General features: G+C 47.4%; 22 protein-coding genes. 13 read left to right on the plus strand and 9 right to left on the minus strand.

The features are described 5' to 3' along the window. The first annotated feature begins 375 nt into the window (after positions 1-375). Positions 376-3,021: a magnesium-translocating P-type ATPase gene (gene mgtA / locus ACYVD3_RS22650; RefSeq protein ID WP_460644769.1), complete on the plus strand. Its 2,646-nt coding sequence runs from the start codon at positions 376-378 to the stop codon at positions 3,019-3,021. 193 nt (positions 3,022-3,214) lie between these two features. On the opposite strand, the gene ACYVD3_RS22655 is transcribed toward mgtA, so the two are convergent. Continuing rightward, on the minus strand, positions 3,215-3,544 hold the full coding sequence (locus ACYVD3_RS22655; protein WP_460644770.1) for a metal-dependent transcriptional regulator: 330 nt from the start codon (positions 3,542-3,544) through the stop codon (positions 3,215-3,217). A 413-nt stretch (positions 3,545-3,957) separates the two neighbouring features. Here ACYVD3_RS22655 and ACYVD3_RS22660 point away from each other — a divergent pair, with 413 nt between their 5' ends. The 4 genes from ACYVD3_RS22660 to ACYVD3_RS22675 all read left to right on the plus strand — a co-directional run bounded on the left by ACYVD3_RS22660 (position 3,958) and on the right by ACYVD3_RS22675 (position 7,709). Beyond that, positions 3,958-4,503 (plus strand): V4R domain-containing protein, encoded by a 546-nt coding sequence (locus tag ACYVD3_RS22660; protein ID WP_460644771.1) that lies wholly within the window; start codon positions 3,958-3,960, stop codon positions 4,501-4,503. 3 nt (positions 4,504-4,506) lie between these two features. Then, positions 4,507-5,739: a GGDEF domain-containing protein gene (locus ACYVD3_RS22665; RefSeq protein WP_460644772.1), complete on the plus strand. Its 1,233-nt coding sequence runs from the start codon at positions 4,507-4,509 to the stop codon at positions 5,737-5,739. A gap of 81 nt (positions 5,740-5,820) precedes the next feature. Beyond that, positions 5,821-6,870: a DNA adenine methylase gene (locus tag ACYVD3_RS22670; protein WP_460644773.1), complete on the plus strand. Its 1,050-nt coding sequence runs from the start codon at positions 5,821-5,823 to the stop codon at positions 6,868-6,870. After that, the gene (locus ACYVD3_RS22675) at positions 6,861-7,709 is read left to right on the plus strand and encodes a DNA adenine methylase (RefSeq protein ID WP_460644774.1); all 849 of its coding nucleotides are present in this window, start codon (positions 6,861-6,863) and stop codon (positions 7,707-7,709) included. Before ACYVD3_RS22670 ends, ACYVD3_RS22675 begins: the two co-directional genes overlap by 10 nt. A 100-nt stretch (positions 7,710-7,809) precedes the next feature. Here ACYVD3_RS22675 and ACYVD3_RS22680 read toward each other — a convergent pair whose 3' ends face one another. The 6 genes from ACYVD3_RS22680 to ACYVD3_RS22705 all read right to left on the minus strand — a co-directional run bounded on the left by ACYVD3_RS22680 (position 7,810) and on the right by ACYVD3_RS22705 (position 12,962). Then, the gene (locus ACYVD3_RS22680; protein WP_460644775.1) at positions 7,810-8,367 is read right to left on the minus strand and encodes a GNAT family N-acetyltransferase; all 558 of its coding nucleotides are present in this window, start codon (positions 8,365-8,367) and stop codon (positions 7,810-7,812) included. A gap of 264 nt (positions 8,368-8,631) precedes the next feature. Then, positions 8,632-9,729, minus strand: a complete 1,098-nt coding sequence (locus tag ACYVD3_RS22685) for an ABC transporter substrate-binding protein (RefSeq protein ID WP_460644776.1) — start codon at positions 9,727-9,729, stop codon at positions 8,632-8,634. 12 nt (positions 9,730-9,741) lie between these two features. Continuing rightward, entirely contained in the window at positions 9,742-10,533 is a 792-nt protein-coding gene (locus tag ACYVD3_RS22690; RefSeq protein ID WP_460644949.1) for an ABC transporter permease, read from the minus strand. After that, on the minus strand, positions 10,530-11,342 hold the full coding sequence (locus ACYVD3_RS22695; RefSeq protein WP_460644777.1) for an ABC transporter permease: 813 nt from the start codon (positions 11,340-11,342) through the stop codon (positions 10,530-10,532). The genes ACYVD3_RS22690 and ACYVD3_RS22695 overlap by 4 nt, the downstream gene beginning before the upstream one ends. Then, a complete protein-coding gene (locus tag ACYVD3_RS22700; RefSeq protein ID WP_460644778.1) occupies positions 11,335-12,411 on the minus strand; it encodes an ABC transporter ATP-binding protein in 1,077 nt (358 codons plus the stop codon). The genes ACYVD3_RS22695 and ACYVD3_RS22700 overlap by 8 nt, the downstream gene beginning before the upstream one ends. Positions 12,412-12,428: 17 nt before the next feature. Continuing rightward, on the minus strand, positions 12,429-12,962 hold the full coding sequence (locus ACYVD3_RS22705) for a helix-turn-helix domain-containing protein (protein WP_460644779.1): 534 nt from the start codon (positions 12,960-12,962) through the stop codon (positions 12,429-12,431). Positions 12,963-13,265: 303 nt separating this feature from the next. On the opposite strand from ACYVD3_RS22705, the gene ACYVD3_RS22710 reads away from it, so the two are divergent. From ACYVD3_RS22710 to ACYVD3_RS22725, 4 genes are all read left to right on the plus strand, one after another. Next, on the plus strand, positions 13,266-14,321 hold the full coding sequence (locus ACYVD3_RS22710) for a lactonase family protein (protein WP_460644950.1): 1,056 nt from the start codon (positions 13,266-13,268) through the stop codon (positions 14,319-14,321). 88 nt (positions 14,322-14,409) lie between these two features. Further along, entirely contained in the window at positions 14,410-15,549 is a 1,140-nt protein-coding gene (gene aroC, locus ACYVD3_RS22715) for a chorismate synthase (protein ID WP_460644780.1), read from the plus strand. A gap of 77 nt (positions 15,550-15,626) precedes the next feature. Next, positions 15,627-16,070 carry a ribose 5-phosphate isomerase B gene (rpiB, locus tag ACYVD3_RS22720; protein ID WP_460644781.1) on the plus strand — a complete coding sequence of 148 codons (444 nt, stop codon included), beginning with the start codon at positions 15,627-15,629 and terminating at the stop codon, positions 16,068-16,070. Between the two features lie 22 nt (positions 16,071-16,092). Beyond that, positions 16,093-16,956 (plus strand): NAD(P)-dependent oxidoreductase, encoded by an 864-nt coding sequence (locus ACYVD3_RS22725; protein ID WP_460644782.1) that lies wholly within the window; start codon positions 16,093-16,095, stop codon positions 16,954-16,956. A 53-nt stretch (positions 16,957-17,009) separates the two neighbouring features. On the opposite strand, the gene lepB is transcribed toward ACYVD3_RS22725, so the two are convergent. After that, on the minus strand, positions 17,010-17,576 hold the full coding sequence (gene lepB, locus ACYVD3_RS22730; RefSeq protein ID WP_460644783.1) for a signal peptidase I: 567 nt from the start codon (positions 17,574-17,576) through the stop codon (positions 17,010-17,012). A 231-nt stretch (positions 17,577-17,807) separates the two neighbouring features. Here lepB and ACYVD3_RS22735 point away from each other — a divergent pair, with 231 nt between their 5' ends. From ACYVD3_RS22735 to ACYVD3_RS22745, 3 genes are all read left to right on the plus strand, one after another. Continuing rightward, on the plus strand, positions 17,808-18,857 hold the full coding sequence (locus tag ACYVD3_RS22735) for a DUF3810 domain-containing protein (RefSeq protein ID WP_460644784.1): 1,050 nt from the start codon (positions 17,808-17,810) through the stop codon (positions 18,855-18,857). A gap of 82 nt (positions 18,858-18,939) precedes the next feature. Beyond that, the gene (gene glgB, locus ACYVD3_RS22740) at positions 18,940-21,273 is read left to right on the plus strand and encodes a 1,4-alpha-glucan branching protein GlgB (RefSeq protein WP_460644785.1); all 2,334 of its coding nucleotides are present in this window, start codon (positions 18,940-18,942) and stop codon (positions 21,271-21,273) included. Positions 21,274-21,348: 75 nt separating this feature from the next. Next, positions 21,349-22,260: a mechanosensitive ion channel family protein gene (locus tag ACYVD3_RS22745; RefSeq protein ID WP_460644786.1), complete on the plus strand. Its 912-nt coding sequence runs from the start codon at positions 21,349-21,351 to the stop codon at positions 22,258-22,260. A 195-nt stretch (positions 22,261-22,455) separates the two neighbouring features. Here ACYVD3_RS22745 and ACYVD3_RS22750 read toward each other — a convergent pair whose 3' ends face one another. After that, complete coding sequence (locus ACYVD3_RS22750) at positions 22,456-23,208, minus strand: SIMPL domain-containing protein (protein WP_460644787.1); 753 nt, start codon at positions 23,206-23,208, stop codon at positions 22,456-22,458. A gap of 598 nt (positions 23,209-23,806) precedes the next feature. On the opposite strand from ACYVD3_RS22750, the gene ACYVD3_RS22755 reads away from it, so the two are divergent. Then, the gene (locus ACYVD3_RS22755) at positions 23,807-25,204 is read left to right on the plus strand and encodes an ABC transporter substrate-binding protein (RefSeq protein ID WP_460644788.1); all 1,398 of its coding nucleotides are present in this window, start codon (positions 23,807-23,809) and stop codon (positions 25,202-25,204) included. Positions 25,205-25,321 lie beyond the last annotated feature (117 nt).

Here is a 25,321-nt window from a genome sequence, read left to right on the forward strand (position 1 = left end):
CCAATGACAGCAAATAATCCAAATATTACCAAAAACAACTGGAAAATCTCCGGAAACAAGCAGTACATTTACAGATATTTTTAAGTAAGGTTGACTTTTTTTCCGTCATCGGATACACTGGGTATGTGAACTAAAATTAATATAAAGGAAGTGAAACAATGGAAGGCAGCCCTCGAAGTCCCATATGTGGCTTCAAACCCCAGTATGAAAATATAAACCAATATACCGGCGCATTAGCAGGTGAACGTCCATTGTTTGTTGATACAAATGGGCTTTCTTAGCCTGTGCTTTTAACGCCGTCTATTGGGACGGCTTTTTTTTATTGCTATTTATATTTTCATTGGGGAATCCTATAAAAAGAAAGGAATGATTCCAATGAAATTCATGAAAAACAAAACAATTGGCACACAGATCCAGAAAAACAGAAATGACACGGAGAAAAAGCTCAGGGCCTATGCATTTTTTGAGGAGGAAAAGCTTTTATCCTCCCTATCCGCATCAAAGGCCGGCCTTACCGGTAAAGAGGCCCTGGAAAGACAGGATGAATTCGGGGCAAATGTGATTACGGCAGGAAATAAGAATACCACCCTTCACAGGCTGAGAGAGGCGGTCATCAACCCTTTTAACATCATCCTGCTGTTTATTGCTGCTATTAATTATTTTACAGATGTCATTGCTTCCTCAAGGCCTGACTATGTCACCGTTTCCATCATTATTTTCCTGGTGGTGGTTTCAAGCATGGTGGCTTTTGTCCAGAACCAGCGGTCCAACGCCGCCGCGGAAAAACTTTCTGAGATGATTTCCAACAAGGCGGATGTATGGAGGGATGGAGAACTGACTGAGATTCCCATGGATGAGGTGGTTCCGGGAGACATTGTCAAGCTTTCCGCAGGCCATATGCTTCCGGCAGATGTGCGTTTTCTGGCTACCAAGGACACCTTTTTGGCCCAGGCAGCCCTGACCGGTGAGTCCGCCCCTGTGGAAAAATTCGCTGATGGGGACAATCAGCCCGGCGACGCTTTGACAGATTTGCAGAATATCGGCTTTATGGGATCCAATGTCATAAGCGGAAGCGCCACTGCGGTGGTTCTGGCAACCGGGAATAATACGTATTTTGGTTCCATGGCCCAATCCTTATCAGGCGATAAGGCGAAGACCAGCTTTGAGCGGGGGGTGGAATCAGTCAGCGGGCTTCTGGTGAGACGGATGCTTGTCATGATCCCTGTGGTGTTTTTGATCAACGGCTTTGCAAAGGGAGACTGGGCAGGAGCGCTTCTGTTTGCCATCAGCATTGCCGTAGGACTTACACCGGAAATGCTGCCCATGATCATGACCTCCACCCTTGCAAAGGGAGCGGTTTCCATGTCCAAACACAAGGTGATCGTCCGCACTCTGGGAGCGATCCAGACCTTTGGGGAAATGGATGTGCTCTGCACCGATAAGACAGGAACCCTGACCGAAGACAAAGTGGTCCTGGAAAGATACATGGACTTAAATGGAGATGAAGATGCCAGGATTTTGCGCCATGCCTATTTAAACAGCTATTTCCAGACCGGCCTTAAAAATCTCATTGACTTAGCCATCATAAACCGTGCCGGGCAGAATGGCCTGGAACCTGTTTTAAGCTCTTACAGCCGCATTGATGAGATCCCCTTTGATTTCACACGGCGCAGGATGAGTGTGGTTTTAACCGACCAAAACGGGAAGCTTCAGCTTATTACAAAGGGAGCGGTAGAAGAGATCCTGGAAATCTCCTCCTTTGTGGAGATGAACGGAAAGGTCCTGCCTATGGATGAAGAGACCCGGCGCATTGCCATGGCAACTTATGAAAAGTATAATGACGACGGCTTGCGCATGATCGCCGTCGCCCAGAAGAACGAAGTGCCCGGCGTGGGAGTATTCAGCGTGGACGATGAGCGGGACATGGTTTTAATCGGCTTTGTAGGCTTTCTTGATCCGCCAAAAGAGAGCGCAGGCGCTGCCATTGCCGCCCTTCGGGATCATGGGGTGAGGACTGTGGTCCTTACCGGAGACAGCGAGGGCGTGGCTGCCAAGGTCTGCAGCAAGGTGGGCGTGGATGCGTCGGTCATGATGACGGGCCGTGAGGTGGAGCAGATGGATGACAAGGAGCTTTTACAGGCGGTGGCCACCTGCAATCTGTTTGCCAAATTATCCCCGGCCCAGAAGGAACGGGTGGTAAAAGCTTTACAGAGTGCAGGCCATACGGTAGGCTACATGGGAGACGGCATCAACGATGCGCCGCCCCTGCACCAGGCCGATGTGGGGATTTCCGTTGAAAGCGCCGTGGACATTGCCAAGGAAACCGCTGATATCATTCTTCTGGAAAAGGATTTAATGGTTTTGGAGGAAGGAGTCATAGAAGGCCGCCGCACCTTTGGAAATATCATCAAATACATTAAGATGGCGGCAAGCGGCAATTTCGGAAATATGATTTCCGTCATCGTTTCCAGCCTCTTCCTTCCGTTTCTGCCCATGCTGCCGGTGCAGATATTGACCCAGAACCTGTTGTGCGATTTTTCTCAGATGGGCATTCCTTTTGATGATGTGGATAAGGAATACTTAAAAAAGCCTCATAAATGGGAAACAGAGTCTATCAAATCCTTTATGGCCTACTTTGGCCCCCTTAGCTCTGTTTTTGATATTTTATGCTTTGCAGTTATGTGGTGGGCCATTGGTGCCAATAAAGGGGAGCTGGCTCCATTGTTCCAATGCGGCTGGTTCGTATTCGGGACCATATCCCAGGTGCTGGTCATTCACTTAATCCGTACGGAAAAACTGCCCTTTGTGCAAAGCAGGCCATCTATTCCCCTGTTTCTGTCCACATTTATCGTTGCGGTCATTGCCCTGGTCATTGGATTTACGGATCTTTCCATCGGCTTTGACATGTACCGGCTGCCGGTGGCGTTCGTGCCCTGGCTGGCCCTGATCCTTGTGGGCTATCTTGCAGGTGTGCAGTTTCTTAAAGAGGTGTATAAGCGCCGGTTTAAGGAATGGATGTAACACAGGAAAATAATTCATGAAGCAGCCCGGCTGAAATCAAAGCCGGGCTGCTTTTTTCATAAAGGCCGGAAGGCACTGGGAAGCCGGATGAAAAAGAGAGAAGACCGGTTGATGAAATGGGTCCGGCCTAGCCATAGTGCTGTAAAAGGCCGGCTGACCATTCCCTGGTCAGCCGGCCTCCCGGTTTTCCTTTTTATACTTCTCCGGGGCCGTTCACATGAGCTTTAATGGCTGCAAAGCTTTCCGCGCTTATTACGTGCTCGATCCGGCAGGCATCCTCCAGTGCGGTTTCAGGGGCAACCCCCAAGGCCATCAGCCACTCCGATAACAAGGTGTGGCGTTCGTACATCCTTTCTGCGATTTCCAGTCCTTTTTCCTGCAAAATGATGTGACCGTTTTCATCGATCCCGATGTAACCGTTTTCCCGGAGATTTTTCATTGCCACGCTGACGCTTGGTTTGGAAAAATCCAATTCTTCCGCAATGTCTATGGAGCGCACATAACCGTTGCGCTTCTTAAGCATCAGGATCGTCTCTAAATAGTTTTCGGCAGATTCCTGTATCTTCGTATCATCACCCTCTTTCCTGCTTTCATTGGATATTCTCTTATTTTACCATGGACCGGCATAAGTTTTCAAGATGACTTCTTCCTATAATTATTTTAACGGCTCTTTTTGTTGGTTACAGAAAATTTCTATCTCTATTTTTATGTTGAAATTTGTCGGAATTTTTATTATAATATAATATGGTTGACTTTAATCATTTGGCAGATGACCCATATTGCTCAACATGTATCCCTCATAATCGGGTAGTTAAATGAAAAAACGGCTGAAAAGTGGTAATATTCAGGCAAAATATGCTTAAATTATGAATGTACACGTAACTGGTCCAAATTGAAGCGATCAGTCTGTGCAGATGAAGATACAGGAGGAGGCATATGTTCAATATTTTTCATACAGGAGAAGAGAAGGATTTTTCCTGGGACACAATAGGGAATATCGCAGAGGGGAGAAAAAATCTGGGGGAAGAAATGCCAGTTATGATGTACCGGCTGTTTCAGTATTCCTTGAGAAGTGAACTGTCAGGGAGGTTCGGCGATGAAGCGGCAAGAGACCTTTTCCAAAAAGCGGGAAAGCTTTCGGGAAGAGAATTTGCACTGCATCTGCTTGATTTAACCCTTCCGCTTAATGATTTTCTTGCATCCTTGCAAAAAAGCCTGGAAGTACATAAAATAGGCATTTTAAGATTTGAAAAATTTGATCCCCATACCGGAGAAGTGGTTCTGACCGTTGGGGAAGATCTGGATTGTTCCGGACTCCCTGTGACAGGTGATTATGTCTGCAATTATGACGAAGGATTCCTTGCCGGAGTATTAAAGGAATATACGGGAAAGGAATATGTGGTAAAAGAAGTTGATTGCTGGGCCAGCGGTTCACGTGTATGCAGATTTGAGGCCCGGATCGATCATCAGGCGAAGGTGTAGTGGATGACAGAGAAAGATGCTTCTGTTCTTTTGGAGCAGATCCTCAATATCATTTTAAATAAGCCGGTTTCCGGGGAGCTGGAAGAAAAGTCCCAGGTGTTTTCAGACCTGGAGCAGGCAGTTTCCTATCTTTCTCACTGTCTTATGGAATCCAACGAGTTTCTTAAGAATCTGGCGGAAGGTAATTTGAATGTGCCCCTGCCTGCCCGTCAGAATTTTCAGGCAGGAGAATTAAAGCAGCTTCACGCCGCCTTAAAACATCTGACCTGGCAGACCGATCAGGTGATCAAGGGGGATTATAAACAGCGGGTGACCTTTATGGGAGATTTTTCGCAGGCGTTTAATGAAATGGTGATCCAACTGGGAATAAGGGAAAGCGAGCTGAAAGAGCAGGCAGAAAAGAACAAAAGATTCAATGCTCTGCTGATATCCATCATGGACAGCTTAAAGGAATGGGTCGTGGTAATAGAAGAAGAGAGCGGAAAGGTATTGTATACCAATGAATCGGCCAGAAAGCAGTTTTATGATCCGGGGCCGGGACAGTTTGCCTGCGGGGGAGGAGATTGCCCCTTAATGGCCCGTTTAAAGTCCCAGACCGGCCTGGAACAGGAACTGCGGTATGAATTCAAATGCTTCCGGAATAAGACCTTTCAGATAAAATCTTATTCCCTGCTTTGGGGAGAGAAAAGAGCGGCAGTCCATCTCATGACCGATATCACCTATCAGAGGGAAAATGAAGCCTTCTTAGAGGTTATGGCCTATAAGGATGAGCTGACCGGGCTGGATAACCGGCGCAGCGGCTTACGGGCCATTGACTCCTATATCCAAAAAGGCATTTCCTTTTCCCTTTGCATGATTGATATGGATGGACTGAAGACGATCAACGACCGGTTTGGCCATTTGTGTGGAGATGAATATATAAAGTATGTTTCAGAAGCCCTGAAGAAATCTGCACGGGAGATTGACTTTACCTGCCGGTTCGGAGGCGATGAGTTTGTGGTTTTGTTCCGGGACTGCGGGGAGCAGGCTGCAGAGGAGAAGATGGATTGTGTGGATAAAAAGCTGTTGGCCGGCGGGAAGGTCTACCCAATGTCCATCAGCTATGGAGTTGTTTTGGTTGCAAAGGGTATGGGACTGTCGCCGGAGGCAGCATTAAACATGGCAGATGAAAGGATGTACTGCTTTAAAAGACGGCGAAAGCGTAAAAATAACGTTTCAGACGGTGAAGGAATTTAGTAAGCTCAACTTTTCTTGTATTTTTTATGATTTTACATTATAATGATAGGCAGGCTAAAATGAAATGGGAGCAAGAAAAGAATGAGATTTATTGGGAGCAAGACATTGCTGCTGGACCAGATCAAGCAAGTGATTGATGAAAAGGCGCCGGGAGCGGAAAGCTTTTGTGATATATTTTCTGGAACCGCAGCGGTTGCCAGATATTTTAAACAGTGGTACCAGGTCTGTTCCAATGACCTGCTGTACTTTTCTTATGTGCTGCAAAGGGCTACCGTTGAGAATGATATTATGCCGGAGTTTGCCCGTCTGCAGGAAGAAACCGGGATCAAGGATCCGGTGGATTTTTTTAACGGCAGAGAAAAAAAGGATTTAGAGGAACTACCGGGGGAGCGCCGTTTTTTTCAGAACACCTATGCCCCCCTGGGCGGCCGCATGTACTTAAATGATGAGAATGCCCTGCGGATCGACTATGCCAGGTGTACCGTGGAGGACTGGAAGGCTGCCGGACTTTTAAGCGAGGACGAGTATTATTATCTGGTGGCCTGCATTGTGGAGGGGATTCCCTTTGTTTCCAATACCTCCGGGACCTACGGCGCATTCCACAAAACCTGGGAGAGGCGAAGCTGCAAACGGTATGAGCTGTACCGCCTTCCTGTAACTCATAATGGAAAGAAGAACCGCTGCTTCAACGAAAACGGAACGGATCTTTTAACACAGATTGAGGGGGACATCCTCTACATTGACCCTCCTTATAATGCCCGCCAGTATCTTTCCAATTACCACGTCCTGGAAACAGCAGCCAGATATGACTATCCCCAGGTGCGGGGAGTTACGGGGCAGCGTCCCGGCGAAGGGCAGAAATCAGAGTTCTGTATGAAGCATAAAGCGGTTCCGGCCTTTGAAGAGCTTCTTAAGAATGCCCGGTTTAAGCATATCATATTAAGCTACAGCACGGACGGGCTTATGACGGTAAGCGAGATTGAGGAAGCCATGAAAAAGCACGGAAAGCCGGAGACCTTCCAGATCTATGAGATTCCTTACAGGAGATACAAGAGCCGGAAGGTGAAGGAGACAGAGCGCCTTAGAGAGCTTTTGTTCTACATGGAAAAGCAGGTGCCGCCATGTACATAAAAAGTCCTCTGAACTATACAGGGGGGAAGTTTAAGATCCTGGAGCCTGTTTTTAAGGCATTTCCCAGGGATATCCGCACTTTTGTGGATGTTTTTGCAGGAGGCTTCAACGTAGGGATCAATGTGGAAGCCCGGCGGATCATATGCAATGACCAGATCACCTATGTGATTGAACTGTACCAGATGTTCCGTTCCACGGATGTGGGGGAGATCCTGGAGAGGATCCAGGGCCTGATCTTAAAATACGGGCTGACCCAGCAGAACCAGGAAGGCTATTACGCCCTCCGTTCAGATTATAACAGAACAAAGGATTTAACAGAGCTGTTTGTGCTGGCCTGTTATGCCTTTAACCATCAGATACGCTTTAATAACAGCCATGAGTTCAATTCCCCCTTTGGGAGGAACAGAAGCTCCTTTAACGGCAGCATTGAAAAGAATTTAAGGGAGTTTTGCCATGCCCTTCATGAAAAGAACATTGAGTTTTCAAACCTGGACTTTATGGAGCTGGACTTTACGGGACTGGGGCCGGAAGACCTGGTTTACTGCGATCCCCCCTACCTGATTTCCACAGGGAATTACAACGATGGGAACCGGGGATTTAAGGACTGGAAGGAAGGGGAGGAAATGGCCCTTTTGGCCCTTTTGGACCGGCTTCATGAACAGGGAACCCGGTTTGCCCTGTCCAATGTCCTTTATCATAAGGGATTGTCCAATGACCTTTTGATCCAGTGGAGCAAGAAGTATCAGGTTCATTATATCGATAATACCTATTCCAACTGCAGCTACCAGTTTAAAGAACGGGATGCAGTTACGGTTGAGGTGCTGATCACTAATTTTTAATAAGTCTATGTTTTAGAACAAGGCTGAAAATGGATTTTTTAAGGGAAGTCATGAAAAGACTTCCCTTAATTTACGTTTATAGAACCCGTTTTAATTTTGCTTATTCTTTTGGCTGTCCTTTCCCATTCCGTTCACACCATTCTGATTTCAAAAGGGCGTATTCGTATGTATCAAGCCATACAGGCTCTCCGCTGCTGTTGGTTTTAAAATAAATATTTTCCAGAAGCAGACCTTCCCGCCTCATATGTAAGCGTTCAAGCAGCTTCCAGGAATGGTCATTCTTTGGACTGCACATGGCTATGATACGCCTTGCCCCTAAATGTGTAAAGGCATAGCAAAGCAGAGCCGCCGCGGCCTCTGTGGCATAGCCCTGGCCCTGGTACTTCCTGTTAAATACATATCCTAATTCCCATGTATTATAGTCCTCTTTGCCCAGATACAGGTTTCCTATTAACTTTCCAGTTCCATTTAAGCAGACTGCATAGAAAGAATCATCCGTTGACCTTCTCGCTGCATCTTCTTTGGCCTGAGCTTCTGAATAAATATCATATGGTTCAAATGCAACGGTTTCTTCGTCTGACAGATATTCATACATATCCTGCCAATCGCTTTGTTCAAATTTTCTTATAATCAATCGGTCTGTAACTATGTTTTCCATTTTGGTCTCCTTAATTATCTGATGGGAGAATGTACCTCCTGCAATTTCTTCTTTCAATAAAAACTTCTGACTTTATAATTCCTCCTCCCTGCCTGAAAAATAAGCAAACATACACAGACAATTTTACTTAAGTTCTTTTGTATATAATAATAACATATCCACAGCTATATATGTGGGTTCTCAACATAAAATGAGAATCCCGGACCCAATAAAAAAAGAGCGGAAATTTCCGCTCTTTTATACCCAATACCCATCTCCTGACGGTTAATTGGATTTTACTTCTTTCCAGGCCTCATTGTAAAGGGAATCCACTTCATCCCCCAGATACTTATAGACTTCGCTGTCTTTTAACGTATCTGCATCCGGGAAAACGGCTTTGTTATTCTGCAATTCAGGATCCAGCAGATCAAAGGCCCCTTTATTTGGAGTGGGATAGGTGATGTATTCAAAGTTCTTTTTTGCAATATCAGAACGGCAGAGGAAATTGATCCATTTTTCTGCATTTTCCTTGTTGGGCGCATTGGCAGGAATGACCCAGGAATCCAGCCAGAGGTTGGTTCCATCTTCCGGGATCACATATTCCAGGGAATAGTCAAGGCCAAGATCTTTTACCTCATTCTGGATGTAAAGCATCTCTCCGGAATAGATGACACCTACTGCGGCTTCGCCGCCGATCATCTTATCCCGTACCTGATCGATGACATAGGCCTGAACCAAAGGCTTCTGCTTGATTAGCAGTTCCTTTGCTTCCTGAAGCTCTGCCTCATTGGTGGTGTTGGCGGAATAGCCAAGGGATTTTAATGCAACCATAAAGGCATCACGGACGCTGTCCTGCATGAGGATATTGTTCTTAAACTTTTCATCCCAAAGATCGGACCATTTGGTGGGAACGTCTTTAGGGTCTACCATGCTGGTGTTATAAAGGATCCCTACAGTTCCCCAGCAGTAAGGAACGGAATATTTGTTTTCCGGGTCAAAGCTCTTTGACATTTCCTGGTATCTGGAATCGATTTCCTTTATATTGGGAACATTGTCAAAGTTGATTTCTGATAAAAGGTTGTTTTCGATCATTTTCTGGATCATATAATCGGAGGGGCAAACGGCGTCATACTTTACGCCTCCTGCCTCAATGACCGGATACATTTCTTCATTGGTTTCAAACATGTCATAAACGACCTTGATTCCGGTCTCTTTTTCAAATTCCTCAATTACGGATTCGTCAATGTATTCGCCCCAGTTGTATACGTAAACTTCTCCGGCACTTCCTGACTTGGGAGCAGATTTTCCGCAGCCGCTTAAAAGGGAAATGGAAAGGAGCGAAAGGGCGCTGACCGCCATGATCTTAGATAAAGTTTTTTTCATGTGAGTGATCTCCTATTGTTTTTTACGCTTTGGTGCAAAGTTGGTGATGAGAAGCAGCACCAGCACCGTTATAAAGATGATGTTTGACAAAGCGTACATGGAGGGGCGTATCCCCCGGCGCACTTCGCTGTAAATTAAGGTTGAAAGGGTATTGATGCCTGCTCCCCTGGTAAAGTGGGTGATGATAAAATCATCCAGGGACATGGTAAAAGCCAGGAGAAAACCGGAAAGCACGCCGGGCAGGATATCCGGGAACACCACCTTAAAAAATGCGGTGACCGATGTGGCGCCTAAATCCATGGCGGCTTCGTAAGTGCTTTTATCCGTTTGCTTTAACTTTGGCATGACACTTAAAATGACATAAGGGATATTAAAGGTAATGTGGGAAATCAGTATGGTCTGAAATCCCAGGGAAATCTTAAAGGCGATAAACGCCAGCATGAGAGAGATTCCCGTAACAATATCCGCGTTCAGCATGGGGATGTTGGTAATTCCCATGAGAAGAGACCGGGGGATCCGGTTCATGCCGTTAATGGCAACGGCCGCTGCAGTGCCGATGATGACCGCAATGAGAGATGACAGGAATGCGATCAGCAGGGTGTTGTAAAGGGCCGTCATAATGGTGCTGCTTGAAAACAACTCCCCATACCATCTGGTGGTAAAGCCGCCCCACTGGGTACGGGATTTGGAGCTGTTAAAGGACAGCACACCCATGGTGGCAATGGGGGCGTATAAAAATATCATAATGATCACCAGATAAAAATCCTGGATAAAGCGTTTGATATAACTCTTTCTGTTCATCAGAATGCAGTCCCCTCCCCATTTTTATCGTATTTGGCTATAAGTGCCATGCTGATCAGAATAAAAATCATGAGAACAAGGGAAAGACCGGAGCCTAAATTCCAGTTGCTTCCCTTGGTAAACTCCTGCTCAATGACATTGCCGATCAGAAGGATCTTGCTTCCTCCCAAAAGGTTTGAGATGACAAAGGTAGTAAGGGCCGGAACAAATACCATGGTGATCCCGCTGACAATGCCGGGAACGCTTAAGGGAAGCAGGATCCGGAACAGGACCTGGACCGTGTTGGCCCCTAAGTCTCTGGCAGCGTTTATCACATTGTCATCAATTTTCATCAGTACATTGTAAATAGGGAGAACCATAAACGGCAGAAAGTTGTAAACCATGCCAAGGATAATGGCTCCCGGTGTATTGATCAGATTCTGGCTGGGCAGATGGAGGGCGTTCAGCACGCCGTTTATGACGCCGTTCTTTTCCAGCAAAGTCTGCCATGCCAGGGTCCGAAGAAGGAAATTCATCCACATGGGAAGGATGAAGATAAAAACGATAAAGCTTCCCTGCCCCATTCCCCTGGAACGAAGGACCATGGCCAGAGGATAAGCAAGGATCAGGCAGAGGACCGTGCTGACAAGGGAAAGCCCCATTGAGAGCCAAAGGGCCTTTGAGTGCTCCGCCGTTGTTATGGACAGGACATTTGCCAGGGTAAAAGCCCCGGACCGGTCCGTGAGCCCGTAAAACACAATCAGCGCCAGCGGGATCAGGATGAAGCCGATCATCCACAAAATATATGGGCCGGATAATAATTTTTTACTCATTGATTCCCACAGCCTCCTCATCCTCAGAAGCCGGTTTGTTCATGATCTGGATGTCAAATGGGTTCACATGGATGCCCACCTTTTGTCCCACCGGGAACATATCCGTGCTGTGTACCAGCCATTCAAAGCCGTCAGGCGTGGTCACTTCCATTTCATAGTGGACGCCCTTGAAGATTAAGTGGGTCACAATGCCTGTCAGGGTGCCGTTCTCAGGAGGTACCAGGTCAATGTCCTCCGGGCGGATGACCACGTCCACCGGGGCGTTGGTTCCAAAGCCTTTATCCACGCAGACGAATTTGGCGCTGAAGATCTCCACCAGCTCATCCCGGACCATAATTCCGGGCACAATGTTGCTTTCTCCGATGAAGTCAGCCACAAAGGCATTTTCCGGCTCATTGTAGATGTTTTCCGGGGAACCCATTTGCTGGATATAGCCCTGGTTCATGACAACGATGGTATCAGACATGGTCAGGGCTTCCTCCTGGTCATGGGTAACGTAGATAAAGGTGATGCCCAGTTCATTTTTCAGACGGATCAGTTCATACTGCATATCCTGGCGGAGCTTTAAGTCCAAAGCGCCCAAAGGCTCGTCAAGGAGAAGGACCCTTGGCTCGTTTACAATTGCCCTGGCAATGGCGATCCGCTGCTGCTGGCCGCCGCTTAAGGAGCTTACGGAGCGGTTTTCATAGCCGTCTAAATTGACCAGCTTTAAGGCATATTTGATTTTATCCTGTATATAAGTTCTTGGTTTATTTTTGATTTTTAAGCCAAAAGCGATGTTTTCTGCAATGGACATGTGGTTAAACAAAGCGTATTTCTGGAAAACCGTGTTAAGCTGCCGCTTGTTGGGAGGCAGGTTGGTGATGTCCTGCCCGTCAAAAATCACCTGCCCACGGTCAGGGCCTTCAAAGCCGCCGATAATCCGAAGGGTTGTAGTTTTACCGCATCCGCTGGGTCCTAACAGGGTAACAAATGCGTTCTCCTTTACGGAGAGGTTTAAATCATCCAGTACCATGGTACCGTCAAAGCTTTTTGTAATATTCCTTAGATTGATTAATGGCTGACCCATAACCCTTTATCCTCCTGTCAAAAGCTTGGCGGAGAGCTGACCCAGATAAGGGCAGCGCCGGCCTTGCTGCTTAAGTAATGTTTTTTGTCTGATACAAAGTAAAAGGATTCCCCTTTTCTGGCTTTATATGTTTTATTTCCTATATGGATGGAGATGTTACCCTGCAGCACATAGCCGAATTCCTCGCCCTCATGAGGATTGTCCGGATAGGTTTCTCCGCCGGCCTCCAGGGTGAGAAGGATGGGCTCCATCATGTTTTTCTGGGCATTGGGAATGATCCATTTGATGTCATTCTTAAGCTCTGCATCATGCTTTTCAAAGTAATCAGTTTTTCCGAATACGATCTGTTCCTCCGGGCTTTCATTAAAGAACTCGCCAACTGAGGTTCCAAGGCATTGCAAAATATCTAAAAGGGTAGCAATGGAGGGGGAGGTCAAGTCCCTTTCCAACTGGGAAATGAACCCCTTTGACAGCTCTGCGCGGTCAGCCAGCTCTTCCTGGGTAAGTCCCTTTAAGACCCGAAGCTCTTTTAGTTTTGCACCGATATCCATATGCTCCTCCTTTTTGTTAATAATAAGCCGAAAGTTTACCTATACTAACTGACGATAAATATAACTAAAAAGTTTAGTAATGATAAACAGGCAGCAAGATACATTATACTGTTTTTTCATTGTATGTCAATAGTTTTTAAGGAAGTTTTTCCTTAACAAACGGGGAAATTTATGATATGATAGTTTTACGTTATGCAAGGAAGTTCGATTCGCCTGACGGCTCGTCGAACGGCTGTTTTCTTAGGGCGGGCGAGCCTGTATTTAGGAAATCATGCCAAGGAAGATATCAGGAGGAAATGTATGATGAAAGGCAAGTATATGGCTTATGTAGGTTCTTATTCCTACAATGGACAGGCAAAGGGGATCACCGTATACGATGTTGATGTGGAAAAGGGCCGTTTTATTCCAAGATGTGAGGTGGAAGTTGATAATGCTTCCTATGTGATTGCTTCAAATGACGGGAAGACCCTGTACTCCATTGCAGACGAAGGCGTCGTGTCCTTCCGCATTCATGAGAACGGGGCGATTACAAGGCTTAATTCCGCCAATATAAAGGGAATGAGAGGCTGCCATCTGTCTACGGACCCGGAAGATAAATATATCTTCGTATCAGGCTACCACGATGGAAAGTCCACGGTGCTGCGTCTGAATAAGGATGGCTCCGTAGGGGAGATCGTGGCAGGAGTGTTCCACAAGGGCCTTGGCAGTGTGGCGGAGAGAAACTTCCGCCCCCATGTAAGCTGTTCCAGGAGAACCCCTGACGGAAAATTCATCATGGTGGCTGATCTGGGAATCGACCAGATCAAAATCTACCGTTTTAATGAAAAGGACGAGGAAATGATCCTGGTGGATGCCCTGCACTGCGAGCTGGAGTCGGCTCCCAAGTGCTTCCGTTTCAGTTCCGACGGAAGGTTTTTCTACCTTGTTTCCGAGTTAAAGAATGTGATCGATGTGTTCACCTATGAAACAGGAGAGCGCCAGCCGAAGATCGAGAAGATACAGACCATCTCCACTGTGGGCCCCAAGCACAGCCAGCTTACCTCGGCATGTTCCATGCGTTTATCCAATGATGAAAAGTATGCATTCTGCGGCAATGCCGGGGACAATTCTGTTTCAGTTTATATGAGGGACAAGGATACAGGGCTTTTAGAAGCCTTATGCTGTCTTCCCATAAGCGGCGGTTATCCAAAGGATATCTGTATTTTTCCGGATGATAAGCATATCGCTTCCATTAATCATGACACAGGCAGCATCACATTTTTTTCCATTGATTATGTAAAAGGTCTTCTTGTTATGAACGGCAAGGAGATCAAGGTCAATGAGCCTAATAGCTGCGTGATCGTGAAAGTCGGAAAATAAATACCTTGCAGGTATATCTTTACACCCGGTAAAGCGGGGAGGCTCTGCCCGGAAAGGGTGGGCAGGCGACAGGAAAGGAGAGACATACATGGCGGGTTCAACACTGGGAACAATATGGAAGGTGACAACCTGGGGGGAATCTCACGGAAAGGCCATCGGCGTTGTGGTAGACGGCTGTCCGGCGGGACTTAAACTGGAGGAAGCGGATATCCAGGAATATCTAAACCGGAGAAAGCCGGGACAGAGCAAATTTACTACAAAGCGCCAGGAAGCTGATCAGGTAGAGATCCTGTCCGGGGTTTTTGAGGGGATGACAACGGGAACTCCCATTTCCATGGTCATATGGAACACGGACCAGCGTTCTAAGGATTACGGAAACTTAATGGAGGTCTACCGTCCGGGCCATGCAGATTTTACCTTTGATGAAAAATACGGGATCAGGGATTACCGGGGCGGCGGGCGCTCCTCCGGAAGGGAAACCATCGGAAGGGTAGCTGCCGGCGCTGTTGCAGCCTGCTTTTTAAAAAGCCTGGGGATCACCGTGACCGCCTACACCAGGTCTGTTGGGCCTTATGAGGTAAAGCAGGAGAATTTTAATATAAAAGAGCGGGACAATAATAATCTTTTCATGCCGGATCAGGAAACGGCTGCCAATGCAGAGGAATACTTAGAAGAGATGATGGGAAAACTGGACTCCGTGGGAGGTGTGGTGGAATGCCTCATTGACGGTGTACCGGCCGGCATTGGAGATCCGGTATTTGAAAAATACGATGGGGCTCTTGCAAAGGCGGTCATGTCCATCGGAGCTGTCAAGGGCTTTGAGATCGGTGACGGTTTTTCGGCCGCCCGTGCCCTGGGCTCCCAGAACAATGACGGATTTTGTAAGGGGACCCATAAGAATATGGAGAAAATCACCAACCATGCAGGAGGGATCCTTGGAGGGATCAGCGACGGTTCCCAGGTGGTTCTCCGCGCAGCCTTTAAACCAACGCCGTCTGTGGCCCAGCCCCAGAAGACCGTGACACGCCAGGGAGAGGAAACAGAGATCCAGATCAAAGGACGCCATGACCCCATTGTGGTTCCCCGTGCAGTGGTGGTGGTGGAAGCCATGGCGGCTCTTACCACCGCAGACTTACTCCTTGCCAACATGGCTTCCAGAATGGACAGGATCCTGGCCTTTTACGGCAGACAGGAGCCAGGGAACGGTGACGGAGGTTCAGGAACTTGATAAAATCCGGCATTTATGATATGTTAAATGCCGGATATATTTTGCGCAAGCAACGACAGAATGACAGGAGAATAGCCATGAAGATAGCAATGGGAAATGACCATACGGCCATAGAAATGAAGAATTACATCAAGGAATTTATAGAGAGCAAGGGATATGAGGTAATGGATTTTGGAACCAATTCCACAGAAAGCTGCGATTATCCGGAGTATGGGGAAAAGGTAGGGCGCGCCGTTGTGAACGGAGAGGCTGATTTAGGAATCGCCATCTGCGGGACAGGAGTGGGAATCTCCCTTGCCTGCAACAAGGTCCGTGGAGTCCGGGCATGTGTGTGCAGCGAACCCTACACGGCAAAGCTTTCCAGGATGCATAATGATTCCAATGTCCTTTGCTTTGGTGCCCGGGTCATTGGGCCGGAAATGGCGAAGATGATCACGGAAGAATGGCTGGATGCCAAATACGAAGGCGGAAGACACCAGCGCCGGGTGGATATGGTAATGGATATCGAAAAAAGAAATTAAAAATTGGGGAAGGGGAAAACATATGAAAAAGATCGGATTTATCGGTATTGGGATTATGGGAAAATCCATGGTACGCAATTTAATGAAAGCCGGCTATGAGGTGGCGGTATACACCAGAACCAGAAGCAAGGCAGAGGATGTCATTTCTGAGGGAGCCATATGGTGCCAGGATATCAGGACCTGCTCCAAGGGCAGGGATGGAGTCATCACCATCGTGGGATATCCGGAGGATGTGGAAGAGGTGTATTTCGGGGAAAATGGGGTCATTGCAAATGCTGACCAGGGAACCTGCCTGATTGACATGACCACCACCAGCCCAAAGCTTGCGGTGCGTATCTGCGAAGAGGCCGGGAAAGCAGGGCTGACGGCGTTAGATGCCCCTGTAACAGGAGGGGATACGGGCGCAAGGGAAGGGACCCTTACCATACTGGCAGGAGGAGACCGGGAGACCTTTGACCGTTGCCTTCCTGTATTTGAGGCGATGGGAAAGGCCATCCGGTATGAAGGAAAAGCCGGCAATGGCCAGCACACCAAGATGTGCAACCAGATAGCCATTGCAGGAGCCATTTCCGGCGTTTGTGAGGCAATGGTATATGCAAAGGCCAACGGGCTTGACACAGAGGTTATGGTGGATTCCATTGCCACCGGCGCCGCAGGAAGCGCCCAGTTAAGCGCCATGGCTCCCAGGATTCTTTCCGGGGATTTTGCTCCCGGATTTTTCATCAAACATTTTATCAAGGATATGAAGCTTGCGGCCGGGGAGGCCAAGGACGCGGGCATCAGCCTTGGCGTGCTTGATCACGTGCTTTCCATGTATGAGGAAATGGCTGCTTCCGGCCATGAGAATGAGGGAACACAGGCCCTGGTTAAATATTACCAGTGGTAAAAGGACAAATAAAAATGCAGGCAGGGAGAGGGCTCCGGGCCTGCGTTTTTTTCTTATTCAATTTTTTTAATGGAGGGGAAATACCGGAACAGGACTTTTGCGATGATCTTATCCTTTTCTACGTATTTATGCTTCCATCTTCTTGCGTCTGCAGAGAAATTCCGGTTGTCCCCAAGCATGAAGTAGCTGTTTTCCGGCACTTCGTAATGGGCGTCAGGTTCCGGATCCATTGGCTCAGGAAGATAGGGCTCTTCAAGAGGAGTTTCGGAATTATTTAAGTAAACCTTACCGTTCCGGATATCGATGATGTCGCCGGGAAGGCCGATGACACGTTTGACGTAATAGGTCTTACCGGTGGGATCATCGGGGAAATGGAAGATGACTATATCTCCCCGCTTGGGATCGCCAAAATAATAGGACAGCCTGGAGCCGATGACCCGGTCCCCTGTCATAATGGTCTGTTCCATGGACCCGCTGGGTACCCTGCTGTTTGCAATGATGAAATTGTTGAGCAAAAATGCAATGACAGCGGCAGTGATGATGATCTTGATCCAACTGATGATTTCTTCTCTCCAGCTAAAAGATTCCCGTTCTTTTGGCATGTTATCGTCTCTTTTCATATTATTTCACTTCTTTTCCTTATTATTGTCCACGTTTTCTGGGCATGAAGGTATACCCGCAGGGTGTTTCCTTCCTGATGGTTCCTTTACAAAGTTTAAATGAGATTGATTTATAACGCAAGGGGTTTCACAAAATGGTAAGAAAATATTCACAAATACTCTACGGATTGTCCATAAAATAATGATACTATAAAATCAATATAAAAAACTTACATCAGGGGGAGCCGGATCATGGGAGGGATAGGCCGGAATAAGGATAGGAGGCTTTTAGCAGTCTCCGGGTTATTGTTTGCAGTTTCATTGCTGCTTCAGATCCTGGCAAGAAAGGTTCCGGGTTTCGGGGACTGGTATGCCAGGCGGGTTTACCGGATCATGGTAGGAAGCATGGGAAGGCTGTCAGGGATGTTTCCCTTTGCCCTTGTGGAGGCAGCCACTTTTTTGTTCATCCTGTACGCCGTCTATTACATCTTTATCCACCGCAGGGAGGGGAAGCGGATTCTTATAAGAGCCGTGCTTCTTGTTACCGGCCTTTTTTTGCTGTTTACCCTTAACTGCGGAATCAACTATTACCGGAAGCCCTTTTCCAGCTATTCGGGGCTGGAAGTTAGAAAGTCTTCCCTGGAGGAGTTAAAAGACCTCTGCCTGCAGCTTACGGCTGATGTAAACCAGTTGTGCGGAGAAGGCATCAAACGGGAAACGGACAGAAAAGTCCTGGGGAAGGAAAGTGTGAAGGCCATGAAGGGGCTGGGAGAGACTTATCCGGAGCTGGCAGGCTATTACCCGCCACCAAAGCCTTTGATATGGTCTTACTTCTTTTCTGTCCAGCAGCTTTGCGGCCAGTATTCCCCCTTTACGGTGGAGGCCACTTATAACCGGTTCATGCCGGAGTACAACATTCCCCATACGGTCTGCCACGAGCTGTCCCATTTAAGAGGGTTCATGAGGGAGGATGAAGCCAACTTCATCGGATATTTAGCCTGCATCGGCTCTGAGGATGAGGGATTTCGCTACAGCGGAAATCTCACCGGCTGGATCTACGCCACCAATGCCCTGGCAAAAGCGGACCAGGAGGCTTATTGGGAGATCTGCGGACAGCTTAGTGAAAGAGCCTGGGAGGATTTAAGGTACAACAATGAGTTCTGGGGGAAGTACGAGGGAAAGACCGCCGAGGTTTCCAACCGGATGAATGATACTTATTTAAAGCTTAACAGCCAGTCGGACGGAGTCAACAGCTATGGCAGAATGGTTGATTTAATGCTGGCTTACGCAAGGGCCAAATGATCCTCAATTCCTGGCAGACTCTTGAAAATTACATGCCTGAGTGATAAAATATCTCCATAAAGAGGGAGCAGGAGGGCTATGTATGGATGGAAAATTGTATGATTTAATGGATTGGGCCGGAATTGAGGAAATTGTATATTCAGAAGCAGCGAATCCCCACAAGATTCTGGGACCCCATGTCACAGAAGAGGGATTGCTTATCCAGGCATTTATTCCTACGGCAGAATCGGTGACAGTCCGGTTTAAGGAAAGCGGTAAGGAATACCCTATGGAGCTTGCAGATGAAGCCGGCTTTTTTGCGGCTCTCATACCGAGGAAAACAATAGCAGCTTATACCCTGCGGATCACTTATGACAACGGGACATCAGAGGAATGTCTGGATCCCTATTCTTACCCATCCTTCTACACAGAAGGAGATATTAAAAAGTTTGAATCCGGAATTCACTACAGCATCTATGAAAAAATGGGGGCGCACCCTATGACTGCCGGCGGAGCGGAAGGGGTATACTTTTCCGTGTGGGCGCCATGCGCCATGCGTGTCAGCGTGGTAGGGGATTTTAACTTATGGGATGGCAGGCGTCACCAGATGAGGAGGCTGGGGAATTCCGGTATTTTTGAGTTATTCATTCCCGGACTAAAGGCAGGGCTGATTTACAAGTATGAGCTGAAGCATAAAAACGGGAAGCCTCAGCTCAAAAGCGATCCCTACGGCAATTACTGTGAGCTGCGCCCTGATACTGCTTCCGTTATCTGGGATATCAACCAGTATCCATGGAGTGACCAGGAATGGATGAAAAGAAGGGCAGGGACTGATTCCAAGCAAAACCCCATGTCCGTTTATGAGGTTCACTTAGGCTCCTGGCTTCGGAAGGAAGCGGAGTTTGATGAGGACGGAGGCCAGGTCGTTGGCTCTGAATTTTATAATTACCGTGAGATCGCAGAAAAGCTGGCGGAATACGTGAGGGATATGGGTTACACTCATGTGGAGCTTCTTCCCATTATGGAGCATCCCCTGGATGCCTCCTGGGGATATCAGGTGACCGGCTATTATGCGCCTACCAGCCGTTACGGAACGCCCGATGATTTTATGTATTTCATGGATTACATGCATAAACAGGACATTGGCGTGATTTTAGACTGGGTTCCGGCTCATTTCCCAAGGGACAGCTTTGGACTGGCCAGCTTTGACGGGACCTGTGTTTATGAGCACAGGGATCCAAGACAGGGGGCTCATCCCCATTGGGGTACCCTGATTTATAATTACGGCAGGCCGGGAGTCAGCAATTTCCTCATTGCCAATGCCCTGTTTTGGGCGGATAAGTACCATGCCGACGGGATCCGCATGGATGCGGTGGCTTCCATGCTGTACTTAGATTACGGCAAAGAACCGGGAGAATGGGTCCCCAATATTTACGGCGGCCATGAGAACCTGGAAGCCGTTGAGTTCTTAAAGCATTTGAATTCCATATTCAAGGGCAGAAAGGATGGGGCGGTTCTCATTGCGGAAGAATCTACGGCATGGCCCAGGATCACGGCTGATGTTAAGAATGAAGGTCTGGGCTTTGATTATAAATGGAACATGGGCTGGATGAACGACTTTACCGGTTACATGCAGTGTGACCCTTACTTTCGCAAGCACCATTATGGAGAGATGCTCTTCAGTATGCTTTACGCCTACAGCGAGAATTTCGTCCTTGTATTCTCCCACGACGAGGTGGTTCATGGAAAAGGCTCCATGATCGGCAAAATGCCGGGGGATACCCTGGATGCCAAGGCAGCCAATTTAAGAACCGCCTACGGCTTTATGATGGGGCATCCCGGTAAAAAGCTTCTGTTCATGGGACAGGATTTTGCACAGGTCAGCGAATGGAATGAAAATAAAAGCCTTGACTGGGAGATCCTTGAAAACCCCCTTCATAAGCTGACAAAGGATTACGTAAAAGCATTAAACCATCTTTATAAGAGCCAGCCGGCCCTGTACCAGATGGATTATGACCCGGACGGCTTTGAGTGGGTGAAGTGCACGGATTCTAAGGACAGCATCACAGGCTTTTTAAGAAAGACAAAGAAAAAGGAAGAAACCCTTCTATTCCTCTGCAACTTCGATACTGTGCTCCATGAGAAATATCCGGTGGGAGTTCCCTTTGAAGGAAAGTATAAGGAGATCTTAAACAGTGACGACAAGGCCTTCGGCGGACAGGGCCGTGTAAATCCCCGGGGAAAAACCTCTAAGAAAAAAGAGGCGGACCAAAGGCCGGATTCCATGGAAATCACCCTTGCCCCCTTAAGCGTTGTGGTCTTTACCTGTACCCCTGAAAAAAAGAAACCGGCATTGGCAGGGAAAAATGCCAGGAAGCCCGCATATACTAAAAAAGCAAAAGCTGAAAGTAAAAAACTTTCAGCCAGGGATTTATAAATCAACCGGATATGCAGGCTTATCCGCTTGATTCATCAGGCGCAAAAATATGATAATGAGTCAGGAGGTTTTTAAATGATATTCCATATGGTTTCCGGTGTGCTGCCGGGGGAGTCCCTGGCGGAGCTCCAGCAGGAGGTACAGGAAAACTTAGACCAGCTAAGGCCCAATGCCGTGCTGGAAACCTTAAAGAGCTGGGCTCCTGAAATGATCGCATTCGGGATAAAGCTTTTGATCGCCCTGGTGATTTTTTTCATAGGTTCCAGGATCATTAAGATCATCTATCGTATGCTGAACCGCTCCTTTAAGAGGGTGGATATGGAGGTCAGCCTAAGAAAGTTCCTTCTGTCAGTTTTAAATGCCACCATGTACTGTCTGCTGGTTTTTATTATAGCAGGTCAGATCGGAGTGAATTCGGCTTCCATTGTGGCCTTGCTGGGGTCTGCAAGTATTGCCGTGGGTCTGGCAGTTCAGGGAAGCCTGGCTAATTTTGCAGGCGGGGTGCTGATCCTTCTTATGAAGCCCTTCCGGGTGGGCGATTATATCGTATCAAAGGATGGAGAAGGCACGGTCCGGACCATTGGGCTTGTGTACACAGTTTTGAATACAGGCGATAACAAGCAGGTGGTCATTCCCAATGGGACTCTTTCCAATTCTCCCCTTACCAACGTGACCGCCATGGATAAGAGACGGCTGGATGTTCTGGTAGGGATCGGATACCATTCGGATTTAAAGAAGGCAAAGGAAATCATGGAGAGCATTTTTTACCGCCAGGAGAAGGTCCTCAAAGAGGAACCCATAGATATTTTTGTCAGTGACTTAACGGAAAATGCCGTTACCATCGGAGGCAGGGGCTGGACCACCATAGACGATTACTGGCCCGTGAGATGGGAGATCCTGGAAAGGGTTAAGCTTGAATTTGAAGAGGCAGGAATCGAGATTCCTATCAGCCGGATGGAGGTTCAGGTAGAAGACCGCCGTTCCTGATACGAAAAAAGGTTCCAAGGGAAAATGGATTGCTGAGAATGATCCTCAATTACAGACGGTACAGCAATACAGCATTCATGGCATAAAAAAGGAGCTTTGAATATGGTCTTTAAGACCAATTCAAGGCTCCTTCTTTATACGGTTCTTCTGCGGAAGAATTTTGCGGCAGCCCCTTTATACGGGAATGCCTCTTTTTTATTTTACCCGGTAGGTCACGGTCACCTGGGCTTCCACACCGATCTGGCCAGGCTCTACAACCACGGACTTGGCTCCTGCAGCAATATCTTCTTTTGCAACGGAGGAGGAGTATCTGATATTGGCATAGGTGTTCATCTCTTCAATGTGAGCGAATCCATCCAGGGTAACGCCGCTGGCGGCTGCAATGGCCTCTGCCTTGACCTTAGCGGCTTCCACTGCCTTTTTCAAGGCTTCCCTGTAGGTTTCATCGTATTTGCTGGAAAGATAATTCACACTGTCAATGCAGTTAATGCCTGCATCTATGCTGGAAGAAAGCAGAGTGCTTACCTGATCCAGGGGAAGGTCGGATAAGGTGATGCTTGTGCGCATCTGGTATCCGGTGATCTGCTGGCCGGAATTGTTCCAGTCATACATTGGCTCAAGGCCGTAGCTGGAGGTCTGAATGGATTTTTCATCAATGCCGGAATTCTTTAAAAAGGAAATGACATTGCTGGTATCTGCGCTGTTTTTCTCCTGGCAGGTTTTAGGGTCTTCGGACTGGGTGAGCACTGCATAATTGATCTGAGCCATATCAGGAACCACCTTGATACCCTCTGTGCTGTTTACCTGAATGGTATTGGTATCTTTGGTGCTGACGGTGGTCACATTGGCTCCCGGAACGGAAGCGGTCCCTGTCTGGGCGCATGCAGTCATGGAAAGTACGGCTGCGGCAGCGACAATGGCCGCCAGTGGTTTGTTCATTTTTCTCATAAATATATCCTCCTTTTTATAATTTGCCTCCTGATGAATCAAACGAATATGCCTGCATATCCAATTGACGCCCGATGAAATGGGGTCTGTTGTGCCCGGTGAAGCGGGACACGCTGTTCACAAATTCAAGGCTGAAAGACGTTTTTCTTTCAATCTCATTCTACAGGAAAATGGAAGATTTTGTATTTCTTTTCTCTTAACATTCCGGGTCAAATTTCCTAGGTTTTGCTTACGAAAATCTAACTATGGAAAGAAATGGGCTTAAGAGCCTAAAAACCATAGGAACAGGCTGATACAGGGGAAATATTGTGCATAATGCATAAAAAAAAGAATAAAAATGTATTGTATTAACGAAAAAAGAAAGTTTGGCTAAATCTATTGCATTTTTTTGTGCATTGTGATATCTTATAGCCATAAGGTTATTGGAAACGTTACCGATATCGTTACCGAAACAAAGGGATCCAATGACCGGGAAAAGATAAAGCCCGGAAACAAGGGGGTGCAACAAGCTTCTGTATGAAAGGTATACAGGAAAAAATTGGGGGTTGTGTGGACCATCCATCAACCGGAATGTGCGTAAGCACGGAAGGAGGATATTATGAAACTAAGGAAACTGGCAGTACTTACCCTGGCGGCGGCAATGGCGGCAGGAACACTTGCGGGCTGTTCTTCAGGCAAGGCCCCGGAAACAACAGGGGCAGAGCAGAAAACCCAGGCAGCGGAAACCACAGCAGCAAAGGCCGGTGATACGGCAGAAGCAAAGGGACAGATTTATTATCTGAACTTTAAGCCTGAGGTGGCAGACACATGGGTGGAGCTTGCGGGAAAGTACACAGAGGAGACCGGCGTGCCCATGAAGGTGCAGACAGCGGCAGCAGGAACCTATGAGCAGACCTTAAAATCAGAGGTGGCAAAAAAGGAACCGCCTACACTGTTCCAGATCAACGGACCTATCGGTTATAAGGCCTGGGCAAAATACTGCAAGGATTTAAAGGATGCGGCAATTTACGGACATCTGGTTGATAAAGATATGGCTGTGAAGGACGGGGACGGAGTTTATGGCATTCCTTACGTAGTGGAAGGCTATGGCATCATTTATAATGACGCCATCATGAAGAAGTATTTTGCTCTTGACGGTGCAAAGGCAAAATCCATTGATGAGATCAATAGTTTTGCTTCTCTCAAAGCTGTTGCAGAGGATATGCAGGCAAGAAAGGCTGACCTTGGAATCGAGGGCGTGTTCGCTTCCACTTCCTTTGCTCCTGGCGAAGACTGGAGATGGCAGACTCATCTGGCAAACCTTCCGGTTTACTATGAATATAAGGATGACAACGTAACCGATAAAGATGCCCTTGACTTTAAGTATGCAGACAGCTACAAGAACATCTTTGACTTATACATTAACAACTCCTGTACCGATCCCAAGATGGTAGGTGCAAAAACCGTTGAGGATTCCATGGCGGAATTTGCTCTGGGCAAGGTTGCCATGGTGCAGAACGGAAACTGGGGCTGGGGACAGGTGTCCGGTGTTGACGGAAACACGGTAAAGGAAGAGGATGTGAAATTCCTTCCTATCTATACCGGAGTAACCGGCGAGGAAAAGCAGGGACTTTGCATTGGAACGGAAAACTTTTTCTCCATCAACAGTCAGGCAAAGGAAGAGGACCAGAAGGCCTCCCTGGATTTCCTGGAGTGGCTCTTTACTTCTGAAACAGGAAAGGATTATGTAACCAACAAGCTGGGCTTTATCGCTCCCTTTGATACCTTTGCGGCAGACGAAAAGCCAACCGATCCACTGGCAAAGGAAATTGACCGGTATATGAATAACAAGGACTTATATTCCGTATCCTGGAACTTTACCTCCTTCCCAAGCCAGACCTTTAAGGATGACTTCGGAGCTTCCCTTCTTGAATATGCACAGGGCGGCAAGGACTGGCAGGCCGTTGTGGATGATATGAAGGCCGACTGGGCAAACGAGAAAGCCATGACAAAATAAGAGAATCAAAATAGTTTCAAAAGGAAATGGGTGAGCGCGAGGGAGATGCCTCACCCATTTTTATACAAGAAAACTCCATCGGCTTAGGCTTATCCAAGGTTTTTTGCCTAAACGGAG

This window comes from Lacrimispora brassicae, from assembly GCF_054772055.1.